At 69.1% G+C, this 13,839-nt stretch carries 7 protein-coding genes and 1 pseudogene; 4 read left to right on the forward strand and 4 right to left on the reverse strand.

The genetic code is table 11. The annotated features are described in order from the left end of the window. Positions 1-5: 5 nt before the first annotated feature. Complete coding sequence (locus G6048_RS17555; protein WP_235989991.1) at positions 6-1,226, reverse strand: SGNH/GDSL hydrolase family protein; 1,221 nt, start codon at positions 1,224-1,226, stop codon at positions 6-8. 14 nt (positions 1,227-1,240) lie between these two features. Then, entirely contained in the window at positions 1,241-4,840 is a 3,600-nt protein-coding gene (locus tag G6048_RS17560) for a beta-galactosidase (protein ID WP_235989990.1), read from the reverse strand. Positions 4,841-5,046: 206 nt separating this feature from the next. Between G6048_RS17560 and G6048_RS17565 the strand changes: the two genes are divergently transcribed. Further along, positions 5,047-6,255, forward strand: coding sequence for an RNA-guided endonuclease InsQ/TnpB family protein (locus G6048_RS17565; RefSeq protein ID WP_165340485.1), 1,209 nt, complete (start codon positions 5,047-5,049; stop codon positions 6,253-6,255). Positions 6,256-6,268: 13 nt separating this feature from the next. Here the strand turns inward: G6048_RS17565 and G6048_RS17570 are convergent, their stop codons facing one another. Beyond that, positions 6,269-8,143, reverse strand: a complete 1,875-nt coding sequence (locus G6048_RS17570) for a DUF4091 domain-containing protein (protein ID WP_165340486.1) — start codon at positions 8,141-8,143, stop codon at positions 6,269-6,271. A 115-nt stretch (positions 8,144-8,258) separates the two neighbouring features. Beyond that, a complete protein-coding gene (locus G6048_RS17575; RefSeq protein WP_165340487.1) occupies positions 8,259-11,186 on the reverse strand; it encodes a TIM-barrel domain-containing protein in 2,928 nt (975 codons plus the stop codon). Here G6048_RS17575 and G6048_RS17580 point away from each other — a divergent pair. From G6048_RS17580 to G6048_RS17590, 3 genes and pseudogenes are all read left to right on the forward strand, one after another. Beyond that, positions 11,170-11,910, forward strand: a pseudogene (locus tag G6048_RS17580) (IS200/IS605 family accessory protein TnpB-related protein); the annotation flags it as partial. The gene G6048_RS17575 and the pseudogene G6048_RS17580 sit on opposite strands and share 17 nt — an antisense overlap. A gap of 15 nt (positions 11,911-11,925) precedes the next feature. Continuing rightward, positions 11,926-13,005 (forward strand): serine/threonine-protein kinase, encoded by a 1,080-nt coding sequence (locus G6048_RS17585; RefSeq protein WP_165340488.1) that lies wholly within the window; start codon positions 11,926-11,928, stop codon positions 13,003-13,005. Between the two features lie 68 nt (positions 13,006-13,073). After that, a complete protein-coding gene (locus G6048_RS17590) occupies positions 13,074-13,559 on the forward strand; it encodes a ribose-5-phosphate isomerase (protein ID WP_165340489.1) in 486 nt (161 codons plus the stop codon). The last annotated feature ends 280 nt before the right edge of the window (positions 13,560-13,839 follow it).

A 13,839-nucleotide genomic window follows, 5' to 3' on the forward strand; every position in this document is an offset into this window, starting at 1 on the left:
CCTCCTCAGGAACAGTCGCGGCCGAGCCCGAGCGCGGCGAGGTCGATGGAGTCGGCGAAGGCCTTCATCCCGGCGTCGTTGGGATGCAGATGGTCGCCCGAGTCGTATGCCGCACCGAGCCGCCGCGGGTCCGCCGGGTCCCGTACCGCCCGGTCGAAGTCGGCGTAGTCGTCGAAGACCCCGCCGGAGTCCCGGACGAACGCGTTGACCTGCTGCCGCCGGGCCTCCGTCTCCTCGCTCCAGCCGCCCCAGGTGAAGTCCTTGTACGGCGTGATCGTGGCGGCGACGACCCGCATCCCGCGCTGGTGCGCCCGGTCGGAGATCTCCGTCATCCCGGCGATGATCTGCTCGGCACTCGCCCCGCTGAGATCGTTGATGCCCTCGAAGAGGATCAGGGTCCTGGCCCCCGGCTGGGAGAGCACGTCCCGTTCGAGGCGGTCCAGGGCCGAGGGGTTGGTCGCGGTCCCGGCGGTGATCCGGTTGCTCGTGATGCCCGCGTTGAGCACCCCGGCGCCGGGCCGGCAGGCGTTCAGCCGGGCGGACAGCAGGTCGGGCCAGCGCTGGTTGGTGTCGGGCGTCGAGAACGACCCGTCGGTGATGGAGTCGCCGAGCGCCACCACCGATCCGGTCCTCGGCGCGGTCACGTCGACGCCGCTGAGGAAGGGCCAGCTCGTGGTGGTCCAGGTGAAAGCGTCGCCGGCGGTGTCGGCGGAGTGGTCGCCCGCCCCGTAATCCGTCCAGTAGACGGTCTGCCGCGCCCACCAGTGGTCGGTGATGTGCGTGACCTGACCGGGCAGATGGAGACTGACCACCAGGTCGGCCAGGGCCGGCACGGCGAGTCCGACCGGATCGCTGACCGCCTGGCCGCCCGCCGGGACTGTCACCTCACGCTTCCCACCGAACCGCAGGTCGTACGGGCGCGCCACGGCGGAACCGCCGTCGCGCAGGCCCACGGTCGCGTGCCCGATCGTCACTGGGTCGGTGGCGTAGGCGTTGGTCAGGCGGATGCGTACGGATGAGCCGCCGACGCTGGTGTGCACCGGCATCCGTACCGTCACCTCGGACATCCCCGAGACGTCGTAGTGCTCGCTGGCCGCCGTCGCCCAAGTTCCCGTCCAGCCGCGCCGATCGTCCTGCTGACCGGCCTCGGCGGGCGCGACCGTCCCCGCCACGAGGGCCATGATCGCGAGCAGCAGCACGGTGAACCTGCCGCGTGCCGAACGCATCCCGCTCACGGGCATCAGACACCGCCGCCGCAGGTCAGCCTCGCGTCGGCCCAGTCGGCATGGTCCGTGGAGACATCGCCGTCCCCGTCGACCAGCAGGTCCAGCCAGCGGGCTCCGCTCACGTCCACGTCGACCGCGGCGCCGCCGTCGGAGCCGTACAGCACCGGGCTGTCGAACAGGGAGCGGCCGTCTGCGATCACCTGGAAGGCGACGCTGCCGTTGTCGGCGACCTCGTCGTCCACCCCGGCGATGGCGGTGAAGCGGGTGCAGCCGCCGCCGAGATAGACCCGGACCTGGCTGTTCGCGTGCACGCCGAGGCCCTTGTCGTACGAGGTGCCGCCGACCGAGAGCGTCCGACCGTCACCCGCCGCGGACTCGCCGTTGGAGGCGCCCTTCTCCACCGGGCCCCAGCCGTTGACCGCCTTGACCAGGGTCAGGTCGCTGACATAGGCGTCGGCGGACAGCCCCGGCGGCGGCACCTGCACGGCCCGTACACCCGTGACGGTGCCCGGACGGCCGGGCTGTGTGAGCGTGACGGTCGCGGACAGGACGGCGTAGTGGACCGGGTCGCCGGGCGGGATCACGGTGTACGTGGCGGTCACCGTGTCGCCGGGCCGCACCCGGCCGAAGCGTGTGGTGTCGTCGGTGGTCGAGGTCCAGCCGTCCGGGGCCTTCAGCGCCAGCTTGACGTTCCGGGCCGTCGGCGCGTCCTTCGGCACGCTCAGGGTGACGGGGACCTTGGCGGCGGTACCGGTGCCCAGGAACGGCTCGGCGTCGACGGTGACATGGGCGCCCGAGTCCGGCATGGCGTACGTCTTGGCGTTGTACGAGGGCGCGGCGACGGGGCGTACGTCGACACCGCCGGCGGAGGCTCCGAGGTCCACGAGCTTCGCCGAACCCGGGCCCGCGTCAGCCTCGGTGGACCAGACGGCCAGGGCGATGGAGTTGTCGCCCTGCTCGCGCAGGATGCCCTTGGGGATGACGAACCGTGTCTGGGGTCCGGTGTCCGGCAGGTAGCGGCCGATCAGCCAGCCGTTGACGAAGATCTGGGCGCGGTAGCCGGTACCGCCGCTGTCGGCTTCGGCGAGATCGAGTGCGATCGCGTTGTCCTGGCCCTGCGGCACGTCGAGCCGGGCGGAGGTGCGGTACCAGCGCACGCCCGGCCCGGTCTTCCCAGACTGGCCGGGCAGGGTGGTGCTCTTCCAGCCGCCGTCGGGGAAGCCCGGCAGCGACCAGCCGGCCCGCTCCCCGTAAAGCCCGCCGTTGTTGTACGGGCCCCGGGCAGTGTCGACCGGGTCCTCACCACCCCGGCTGCCCTGGATCTTCCAGGTGAGCGTGGAGGCCCCGCCGACCATCTCGGCGCCGAGCAGGCCGCGCGGCTCCTTGGAGTAGTCGTGGCCCCATTCCTCGTTGTGGCCCGCGTTCTCAACGAGCACGGAAAGGACGTTGTCACCTTCCGCCTTGAGCGTCCCGGACGGGATGCCGAAGGTGTGCGCGCCGTCGCCGGAACTGCCGAGGTAGCTGCCGTTGAGCCAGACCGCGTACTGGCCGGTCGGGCCGGTGTTGGCGTTCAGCGCGAGCGCGGTCGCCCGGCCCGTGGTCTTGAACCGGCCGCGGTACCAGACGTTGCCGTGGTGGTAGCCGTACTCGTCCATCGCGAGGACCGGCAGCGACCCGGCCAGTTCCGGGTTATTGGCGGTGAGGCGGTCGGCGGTGGTCCAGGCGGAGTCGTCGAAGTCCGGGGCGGACTCCGGAGCCTCCTCCTTGTACTTCCACGTCGTCAGCTCGGGCAGCCGGACCGGGCGCGGTGCCTGGGTGACGGCGACCGTGCGGCCGTTCCAGGTCATCTTCTTGGCCTTCTTGGTGTCCGCGATGACCTCGATCTTCGCGGCCTTGGTGGAGTCACCGGTCAACTTCAGGGTGGAGCCCGCCAGTTCGGCTGTACGGACGAGGGACGGGCCGCGTACGAGGACCGGGCCCGCGGCCGTGTCCTGCCGCCACCAGTGGGCCGTCTCGGCGGTGTCGGCGATGAGCAGTTTCAGGCCGTTCACCAGCACCCGGGCCATGCCCTTGTGCGTGTAGTTCAGCCGCAGATCGCCGCGCTCGGCGTCCCAGGTGGTGGTGACCTCACCGTCGAGGACGGTGACCTCGGGCCGCTCGGCGTACCGCAGCACGGTCTCGCCGGCCTCGCCCTCACGCCCGTACAGCAGCGCCACGTCCCGGTCACCGATCCGGGCGTGCGTCATGATCTCCGAGGTGGAGTAGACGAGCCGCTGGCTCTCGCTCAAGTCGTAGCCCGCGACGAGGAGTTTGGCGTCCCGGCCGTCGACGCTGATCTCGCCCTGCTGCGGTACGCGCGGGTAGTCGCCGTCCGCGCCTTTCAGCGACAGAGTCGTCTCGTCCTTGTCCTTCACGCGGGTGTCGGCGTGCCGGACGGTGAAGAACTGGGCTCCGTCGTCCGGGTTGACGCGCCGGTCGATGCGCAGGGCCTCATCGGGAGGAGCGGGTGCCTCGGCCTTGTCGGTGCGCGCCAGCGAGGTGACGGAGTTGACCATGTATCCGAGGCGCTTGAACTCCTGGTATTTGTCGGTCAGTTGGCGGGACTCGTTGATGGGGGCCCCGTAGTCGTACGACGTGTAGACCGCGTTGGGGTCGGCGAGCCAGCCCCAGTTGGTGCCGCCGTACGTCATGTAGAAGGACTGGCCGCTCACCCCGGCGGCGATGTTCATCTTGCTGAACACTCGGGTGAAGTCGGTGCCGGTGAGTTTCGCGCAGTCCTGGTACCCAGTGCCGCCCCAGGGGTCGAAGGCGCCGCCCTGTGCCTCCGGAATGATCAACGGGGACTCGGGTTTCCACTCATTGACGTACGAGTAGTCGGGCAGGTTCTTCCAGGTGTCGGGGTCCTTGCAGTCGAAGCCCTGCGGGTAGGCGTCGAAGCCGTAGATGTCCGGTGCACCCTTGCCGCTGACCCAGTTCTTGTTGGCACCGCCGTCATTGACGAAGGTGGGCACGTCGATGCCGTCTTCCTTCGCCCAGTCGATGAGGGTCTGCATGTAGTCGGCGTCCTGACGACCGCCCTGGTACTCGTTCTCGACCTGATAGAGAATCACATTCCCGGTGCCACGGGTGAGTTGGTGGCGTGCGATGATCGGGTTGATCCGGCTCATCCACTCCTGGGCCGCCTTCATGTACTCCGGCTCGGAGGTGCGGTTCACACCGGCCTGCGTCTTCCGCCAGGCGGGCATGCCGCCGCCGGAGACCTCCGCGTTGATGTAAGGGCCCGGCCGGGCGATCACATACAGGCCCGCGCGCTCGGCCTCGTCCAGCAGCCGTTCCACGTCACGAGTGCCGGTGAAGTCGTACGAGCCCGGCTTGGCCGAGTGGTAGCCCCAGTCGAAGTAGAGCGAGACCGCGTTGAATCCGCCCGCCTTGATCTTCTGGAGGACATCGCGCCAGGCATCCGGGCTGGGCAGCCGGAAGTAGTGGAACTCGGCGCCCCAGATGTACAGGGGTTTGCCGTCGACCCGCACGGAGTACTGGTCGTACGTGACGGTGTGCTTGGCCTGCGGCTCAGCCTGGGCCGGTGCCGCGGAGGCCCCACTGGTCAGGGGCATGACAGGCAAAAGGCTCGCGAGCAACAGGGATATCCATCGCCCTCTCATCGGGATACCTCCGTGGATACCCCGGCCTTCAGGCCAGGGAGGAAACGGACCTCTGTGGAGCAGGGCAGGGAGAGCCGGATCGCCGCCAGAGCGATTCGGCATCCGCCGACCACCGGCCGACACCCCTGGCTCACACGAAAACTGATAGATTGTGAGGCATGGCGCGGCAGGTCAAGCGGGCGTTCAAGTACCGCTTCCACCCCACCGACGAGCAGGCGGCTGAGCTGTCGCGCACGTTCGGCTGCGTCCGTCTCGTGTACAACAAGGTGCTGGAGGAGCGCACGCAGGCCTGGTACGGCGAGCAGCGCCGGATCTCCTACGTGCAGTCGTCCGCCGCGCTGACGGAGTGGAAGAAGACCGAGGAACTCGCTTTTCTGGCTGAGGTGTCCTCGGTTCCGCTCCAGCAGGCGCTCCGCCATCTTCAGACAGCATTCGGGAACTTCTTCGCCAAGCGCGCCAAGTACCCGCGCTACAAGAGCCGGAAGAAGTCCCGCGCGTCGGCCGAGTACACCCGCAGCGCCTTCAAGTGGCGCGACGGGCAACTGACGCTGGCAAAGATGGGGCAGCCCTTGGACATCCGCTGGTCGCGCCCCCTCCCGGAGGGTGCGGAGCCCACGACGGTGACCGTGTCCCGCGACGCCGCGGGGCGCTGGTTCGTGTCCCTGCTGTGCGAGGACACCATCGCACCCGCCCCGGCCACGACCAATGCCGTCGGCGTCGACGCGGGCGTGACGTCCCTTGTGACACTGTCCACCGGGGAGAAGATCACCAACCCCCGGCATGAGCGCGGCGACCGCGCCCGCCTGGTGAAGGCGCAGCGAGAGCTGTCCCGCAAGGCCAAGGGCTCGGCGAACCGGGAGAAGGCTCGCCGCAAGGTCGCCAAGGTGCACGCCCGGATCGCCGACCGGCGCCGGGACTTCCTTCACAAGCTGTCGACTCGACTCGTCCGTGAGAACCAAACGGTCGTGATCGAGGACCTGACCGTCCGCAATCTCCTGAAGAACGGCAAGCTCGCGCGCGCCATCTCGGATGCGGCCTGGACGGACCTCCGCATGATGCTGGAGTACAAGTGCGCCTGGTACGGGCGCGAACTCGTCGTGATCGACCGCTGGTTCCCCAGCTCGAAGCTGTGCGGGAACTGCGGCACGGTCCGCGAGGAACTGCCGCTGAACGTCCGCGAGTGGACGTGCGACTGCGGCACGGTGCATGACCGCGACGTGAACGCGGCACGCAACATCCTGGCCGCCGGGCTGGCGGCGTCTGCCTGTGGAGACGGTGTAAGACCTCAACGGGAGTCCTCCCGGACGGGGCAGTCGTCGGTGAAGCAGGAAGCCCAGCGGGTGACCGCTGGAATCCCCCGCCTTTAGGCGGGGGAGGAAGTCAAGACGTCAGCCCCTTCACGACGGCCCCCCGCGCGGTCTCGATGTCGCCGACGTTCTTCGTCCGGCCGTCGAGGTTCCGAGTCGCGGTGGTGAGGGCCTCGGTCAGGGCGTCGCTGTCGGTGCCGCCGTCCTTCTTCCGCAGCTGGGCGATGAGTTCGTAGTCCTCGATGCCCTCCTTCAGCTGCTCCCAGCGGATACTGGACATCGGGCCGCCCTTGCCCGGGTAGACCAGGTACTCGTCGCCCTGCGTGAAGATGTGCACCGGCTGCTTGAAGGGGTCGCTGGTCCAGCTGTTGTACGACCAGCGCAGGAAGCCGTCCAGGTTCCGCTGGGCGGAGATCCACGGCAGCATCCGTGACTCGACGGCGGGCGAGTACGACAGCGAGTTGGGGTGGGCCGGCGAGCCGTACACGTAGAAGGTCGTGGTCTTGCCGGCCTTGCGCCGCTCAGCCGCCTTCTCCTTCGTCATCGCGTCGATGCCGCCCCAGTCGACGGACAGGTTGGACGCGACGCCCTCGGTGCTGATCGAACCGGCCACGGAGATACGGTCGTCGAAGACCGGCGCGACCTCGTGGACGAAGTCCTTGACGACCGTCATGGTGTCGATCGGCCGCTCGTCGAACGACAGCCAGGTGTCCGCCAGCCAGCCCTTGGCCTTCAGATGCTTCTCGAAGGCGGGCAGGAACGCTCCCCACGCCTCCCGCCAGCGGTCGCCGCCCAGATCGACGTTCTCGTAGACGGTCTTGCCGGTACGGGTGTCGGTGTAGGTGAGGTGCTCCTGGTCCTGGAACGCCAGCATGGAGAAGGCACCGATGTCCGGTCCGAGACCGGCGCGTCTGGCGGTCTGGACGTACTTGTCCCAGCGGCCGAAGTCGAAGGAGAACGTCTTTCCGTTCCAGGTCCAGCCCACCATGCTGGTGTATGGCGTGGCCGTCTGCGACTCCCGGCTGCCGAGCGACCACTGGTGGTGCCACGGGTTGTCGACGATGGTGGTGTTGATGACCTTCTGGCCGCGCGACGCCAGGTCGCGGTTGTACTTCTCGATCAGCTTCCAGTGCCGGTCGGACCAGAGCTTGACGCCGTGGTTCTTGGCCATCGTCTCCGGCTGCGCCCATACGTCGAGGAAGAAGTCGTAGTCCTGAGGGTCGGGCACGCTCGCGTCCGCGACCTCGATGGTCAGCGGGTAGGTGGTCTGGGTACGGCCGTCGGCGTTGACCTTCACCGTGCCGGTGTAGGTGCCGGGCTTGGCCGACTTGGGGATCTGGAAGGTGAACCACAGCGGCTGCGCCGCGTATGCGGGCACGTCCACCGAGGACCGCTCCTCGAGCGCGTCGCCGACCACGTCGGGGTTGCGGTCGCCGGACACCTCCTTGCCGGAGCTGACCTGGTCGATGGTGGCGGACCAGTCGACCTCGCTCTTGGAGCGCTGTACGGGCACGTACTTGACGAACCGGACCTGGGTGTCGTCGCCGGACAGCTTCGCGCCGCCGGGCCCGGTGAGGTCGCCGACCACGGCCTTGACGTTGTCGAGGTTCTGGCCGGAGGCGATCGCCAGTTGCGCAGAGACCTGCTCGTTGCGCACGGCGGAGAGCTTCAGCTCCTTGGTGTCCTTGCCCTGGATGGCGGTCATCGGGTAGCGCGGGACGCGTTCCTCCGCGGAGCCGGCGAAAGAGCCGGTGGGAACCCAGGTGACGGTGTTCCTGGTGCCCATGGCGTCGGCGACCTTGGCGGTCAGCCAGGTGGTGGTGGCCTTTGCATTGAGGTCGGTACCGGTGGTCGTGCCAGTGGTGCCGGTGACGGCTATCGCGGTGGTGCTCGCGGCCACGACAACGCCCGCGACGAAGCCGGCGACAACTGAGGACGTACGTGCCATGGGGGTGGGTTCCCTCTCTCATGGACGTGCAGGGAGTGTCCGTCCCCGGCAGGCCCCACGGAGGGCCTGCCGGGAAACGGGGGTGGTGCCGGCGGTACCACTGGCACCTGTGGCGTCAGGAGGTGACGGAGAATCCGCTGAAGACCGCTTCGATGTTCTCGCCGGGGTAGCTGGCGTTGGCCGCGCTGGCGACCATCCCGGCGTCACCGGTACCGGTGGCCGATGGCACCTGGGCGGTGCCGACCTGCGACCAGGTCTCGCCGTCCTTGCTGGCGTACGCGGTGTAGGTGGCGCCGTCCCGGGTCAGCTTGAGATACGCCGGGTGATAGGTGGAGCCACCGCCCGCCCAGGTGTCGAGCTTCCCGTCACCGTCGCTGTCGGTCATGAACTCAAGTCCGTACTGCTCGGTCATGACCAGCACCGCGTAACCGCCCTTTTCCGGCGCGGTCAGGTCGTTGGCGAGGGCGATCCCGGCTTTGCCGAAGGGTGAGGCGCTGTTCTGGGAGACCAACTGGGCCTGGACGGTGGCCTTTTCCCCGGCCGCGTCGTCGCGGTAGATGACGCCCTTCTCGTCCTTCCAGCCGGACAGGTCCTGGCCGCCGGCCCAGATGGCGAACTGGTCGCCGCCCTGGGCGTACTGGGCGCCCCCGGAGGTTGTATCGGCCGTCAGGTACGGCTTCTGCACACTGCCCGGGGCTGCCTTCACCTGCGCCGGCACGGTGTCGGACACCTTCTGCGAGCCGTTGTGACCGGTGTAGGTGACGGTGCCGGTGAGATCGTGGCTGCCCCACCGGGCGTCGTCGGCCGGGGTCACCGTCCAGGTGGTGGTGAGGGTGGCGCCGTTCTTGAGGGACTTCGCGGTGGTCGGGCCGGTCGCCTTGGCGGTCCACCCGTCGGGCAGGTCCAGTGCCGCCCTGGCGTTCTTGAGGGTGCCGGTGCTCCAGTTGGTGACCTCGGTGGTCACCTCGAAGGGCGTACCGGCGTCGGTGGACAGGGCGTCCGGGGTGATCAGGACGGAGGCGGCCGGCGCGTCGTCGCGCTTGAGCGCCTTGACGGCCTTGGCGGCGCCCTTGGCCTTGAGATTGACGAAGGCCGGGGTGACGCCGAGCGGCGCCGCATACCCCTTGAGGGTCTTGGGGCCGCGGATCACGGTGCCCTGATTGACGTCGTACCAGGTGCCCGGCGGCAGATGGACGGAGCGGGTGGCGCCGGTGCTCAACTTGGGCGCGGCCAGCACGGCCGGGCCGAGCATCCACTCGTCGGTGACCGTGTAACTCGCCTCGTCCTTCGGGAAGTCGAAGAACAGTGGCCGCATGATCGGATCGCCGGTCTTGAGGGTGCTCTGCACCTGATCCCAGATGTAGGGGGCGAGCTTCTCGTGGGTCTCGATCGCCTCCCGGTAGAGGTCGACCGTCTCCTGGTCGTAGTCCACCTTCTGCCCGGTGGTGGTGTCGTTGGTGTCCACCGGGGATGTCGATGCGTACATCAGCGGCATCAGTGAGGCGGATTGCGCCCACCGCACCAGTACGTCCTTCGTCGGTGCGGGCTGGCCGCCGGAGCCGCCGATCATGTCGGACTCGACGAACGGGTAGCCGATGGTGGAGATGGCCAGGTTCTGGGTGGCGGAGGCGCGCAGGGAGTCCCAGCCGGTGCCCTTGTCGACCTGGCGTGTGACGAAGCCGGCCTCGTGGGCCGTCCGGTTCCAGTGCACTCGGATGCCGGCGCCCTGGAGGTCGAACTCGTCGGCGAGCTGCGTGCCCAACTTCTGGTAGTCCGTGGCCTGGTGGCCCTCGCGCGGCGCGCACTTCTCGTCGAAGAAGCGGGTGTCGAACTTCAGCCCGTCGATGTCGTACGTGTCCATCAGCTTCTTGAGGTTGCCCTCGTACCAGGCCTTGGCTTCGGGGTTCGCCAGGTCGATGATCCCGGCCTGGCCGTTCCACCAGGTCACTTCACACGGCTTGCTCGTGTCCTTGGCGTCCATGAGCAGATAGCCCTTGTCGACCGCGTACTGGTAGTTGTCGGAGTCCAGGTTGATCCACAGGGTGACCCAGATGCCGAAGTCGAACCCCATGTCGTGGATCTTCTTGGAGAGGCCCTTGGGATCGGGGAAGGTCTTGGGATCCCAGGTCAGATTGCCGTAGTTCGACTCCCACTTGTCGTCGAGCTGGATGGTGTGCCCGTCCAGACCGTTGTCGGAGAGGTCGGTGGCGTAGTCGAGCAGTTTCTCCTGGTCGATCTTGGTGTAGAACTGCGCCCAGGAATTCCACAGCGGCTTGGCGTACTGCTCGTACGTGGCGTCGCTCTTGGTCGGCTTGCCGACGATGCCGATGTAGTCGCGGTAGACCTCCAGCGGAGTCGACTCGACGAACACGGTGGCCTTGTAGGTGTCGGGCGACTCGACGGTGAAGGTGCCCAGGCCGTCCTTGTCCTTGTTGAGCGCCACGTCCATGACGTCCCCGGTGTCGACGCGCAGCCCGGTCGACTTGGAGGTGTACCAGAACGGGTCGATCATGTTGTACGACGCCGGGCCGAAGGTCTCGTGGTCGACCTCGCCGGCGTCGAGCGGCCAGGGCTGGTTGACACCGGGACCGCCCTGCGGGGTTTCCGCCTCGCCGTGGCCGTACCAGTGGCCGGCTGATGACAGCTCGTAGGCGAGGCCCAGTTGCTCCGCTCCGCCGCCGTGGACGTCCCAGTCGAGCTGGTAGCGGTCGGCGCGGGGGGTGATCCGGGCCTCCACCGTGGTGCCGTCGAGGGTGCTGTCGGCGGTGACGGTCAGGACGCCGTTCTTCCACGTCCAGTCGGTGACGCCGGTCGCGTGCTGCCATGTGCCGTCGGCCGCGGTGAAGCGCAGGGCGCCGGTGTCGCCGGTGGCGGTGGCGAGCACGGTCTTCCCGGCGCGGCGCGTGGTCAGGGCGAGTGCGTCGGTGGCTACGTCGAGGGTGTAGCCGGGGGTTCCGGCGGAGGCCGGTACGGAGACCGTGACGGCGTGCGCGGTGCGGGCCACCTTCGGCCCGTCGGTGGTGGCGGTGGTGGGGGTGGACATGAACGACGACCACCTGGCCGCCTGGCACCTGGATGTGCACGGCAACCCGGTCGGGGAGCCACAGCGGTTCTTCTACGACCTCTCGGGCAGAGCGGACCACCGGGATGCGCAGCTGCGGCATGCGCTGAGCCGGCTGCTGCACTACACCGGACGGTGCGGGGCGGCCGCGATCGCTATTGAGGACCTCGACTTCACCGACGGCACCAGCCGGGAGCAGCACGGCCGCAACAAGCGCTTCCGCCGCCTGCTCGCCCGCTTCCCCACCGCCCGCCTCAAGGCCCGGCTGGTGGCGATGGCCGCCGAACACAACGTGGCCGTCGTCGCGGTCGACCCCGCGTACACCAGCCGGTGGGGTGCCCAGCACTGGCAGAAACCGCTGACCACCCCGACACGACAGATGTCCCGGCACGATGCGGCAAGCATCGCGGTCGGGCGACGCGCCCTCGGGCATCCGATCCGGCTGGGGGCACCTCCCAGCGGTAGCTGGGGGAGGACGGCACCGCCCCCGCAGCACCGGAGTGATGCTGCGGGGCATCGGACCGTCCAGGCCCGACCGGAGACCCGAAGGCGTGAGGAACCCCGCCGCCACCTGCCCGGACCGCGCACCGGATGCGCGCCGCCCGGCGGTGGAGCGAAAGCGGGGAACCAGGGTGCCCAACACCGTTCGGGGCACCCGGCTGGGTATGAGTCCTGGCAGCAGGACTCACTCCCACTCAGTCTTTAGGAACGGTGTATTCGCATGTTCTGCGTCGTGGGCCGGTACCGGCTCCTCGAGCCCGTCGGGCAGGGCGGCATGGGCCGTGTCTGGCGCGCGGCCGACGAACTGCTCGATCGTCCGGTCGCCGTGAAGGAACTGCGGCTCGACGCCGCCGGAGCCGAGGAACTCGAGGTCCGGCGGGAGCGCGCGCTGCGCGAGGCCCGCGCGAGTGCCCGTATCGACCACCCCAATGTCGTACGGGTCTACGACGTGGCCGAGGAGGACGACCGGCTCTGGATCGTCATGGAACTCGTCGAGGCCCCCTCACTGGCCCGGACCGTCGTCGAACACGGCCCTCTCGACGTACACGAGACGGCCAGGATCGGCCTCGCGCTCGCCGAGGCGCTGTGTCCGGTGCACACGGCCGGAGTGCTGCACCGTGACATCAAGCCCGGCAACGTCCTGCTGGGGCCGGGCGGCAGGGTCGTCCTCACCGACTTCGGGATCGCCGCACTCCAGGACGCGCAGGGGCTGACGCAGGCCGGAGTCATCGTCGGCTCCCCGGAGTACATCCCTCCGGAACGTATCTCCGGCCGCCCACAGGGCTCGCCCTCCGACTTGTGGTCCCTCGGCGCCACGCTCTGCACCGCCCTCACCGGGCACTCCCCGTTCGAACGCGCCGGGACGCTCGCCACGCTGGCGGCGGTGATGTACGAGGAGCCTCAACTTCCGCCCGAAGACGGGCCGTTGACTCCGCTGCTGCGGGGGCTGCTGGCCAGGGATCCGGCGGCTCGGCCGGATGTGGGGGAGGTGGTGCGGTTCCTGAGCCGGGTGCTCGCGGGGCCGCCCGCAGAGCCCGTAGAACCTATAGAGCCCACAGAGCCCACAGAGAGGGAGCGGGGGACCGGGACGAGTGAGGAGAGCGACGGCCCTGAGTGGCTGCCGCGGCTGCTCACGGTGCTCGTTCTGGTGGCCGCCACCGCCGTGGGCATCGTCATGATCATCACCGCGATCCGTCCGGGCGGCGAGACGAAGCTGCCCGACACCAGCCCGGCGCCCACGGTCGCGGGGACCTCGCGTCCGCCGCCCTCACCTGGTGTGAGTCAGACCCCGTCGCCCTGACGCGGGGGTGCCTTCGACCGGCCTGACCCGAGGAGGCCCGGCCGAAACACGCGTGTCACACTCGGACCATGCGCGTGTACCTCGGCTCCGATCATGCCGGTTTCGAACTCAAGAACCACCTCGTCGAGTGGCTCAAGGCGGCCGGGCACGAGCCCGTCGACTGCGGGCCCCTCATCTACGACGCCCAGGACGACTACCCGCCGTTCTGCCTCCGCGCGGCCTCGCGTACCGCGGGGGATCCCGGGTCGCTCGGCATTGTGATCGGGGGTTCGGGGAACGGGGAGCAGATCGCGGCGAACAAGGTGGCGGGGGTTCGGGCGGCGCTCGCCTGGAGCGAGGAGACGGCTGCGTTGGGGCGGCAGCACAACGATGCGAATGTTGTGGCTGTGGGGGCCCGGATGCACTCGCGGGACGAGGCGACCAAGTTTGTCGAGACGTTCCTGAACACGCCGTTCTCCGGCGACGATCGTCACGTCCGCCGTATCGACATGCTGTCGGCGTACGAGACGGCGGGCGTTATGCCGGAGATTCCGGCGCACCACCCGCAGGGGTAGGAGTTTTTGTTCCCCAGCCCGGCCCCTTCCCGAAACCAAGGGGCTCCGCCCCTGGGACCCCGCTGGGGGCTGCGCCCCCAGGCCCCCGCTATCGGCCTGAACGGCCTCGTCCTCAAATGCCGGACGGGCTGATTGTGCGCGCCCCGTCAGGGGCGCGGGGCTGTATCAATTTGCGGCTCCGCCGCGCGGGCGCGACCCAGCCACGACGAACCCGCAGCCGCGACACGACTGTTCACCTCCACCCCTCTGGCGGGGGGGGGCTGGGGGCGGAGCCCCCCCC

The sequence above is a fragment of the Streptomyces ureilyticus genome, assembly GCF_011045025.1.
In the GTDB taxonomy this organism is placed as follows: domain Bacteria; phylum Actinomycetota; class Actinomycetes; order Streptomycetales; family Streptomycetaceae; genus Streptomyces; species Streptomyces ureilyticus.

Excerpts from the sequence above, each read along its gene's own strand:
- G6048_RS17555 (WP_235989991.1), bottom strand. The coding sequence starts at position 1,226 with ATGCGTTCGGCACGCGGCAGGTTCACCGTGCTGCTGCTCGCGATCATG.
- G6048_RS17560 (WP_235989990.1), bottom strand. The coding sequence starts at position 4,840 with ATGCCCCTGACCAGTGGGGCCTCCGCGGCACCGGCCCAGGCTGAGCCG.
- G6048_RS17565 (WP_165340485.1), top strand. The coding sequence starts at position 5,047 with ATGGCGCGGCAGGTCAAGCGGGCGTTCAAGTACCGCTTCCACCCCACC.
- G6048_RS17570 (WP_165340486.1), bottom strand. The coding sequence starts at position 8,143 with ATGGCACGTACGTCCTCAGTTGTCGCCGGCTTCGTCGCGGGCGTTGTC.
- G6048_RS17575 (WP_165340487.1), bottom strand. The coding sequence starts at position 11,186 with ATGTCCACCCCCACCACCGCCACCACCGACGGGCCGAAGGTGGCCCGC.
- G6048_RS17585 (WP_165340488.1), top strand. The coding sequence starts at position 11,926 with ATGTTCTGCGTCGTGGGCCGGTACCGGCTCCTCGAGCCCGTCGGGCAG.
- G6048_RS17590 (WP_165340489.1), top strand. The coding sequence starts at position 13,074 with ATGCGCGTGTACCTCGGCTCCGATCATGCCGGTTTCGAACTCAAGAAC.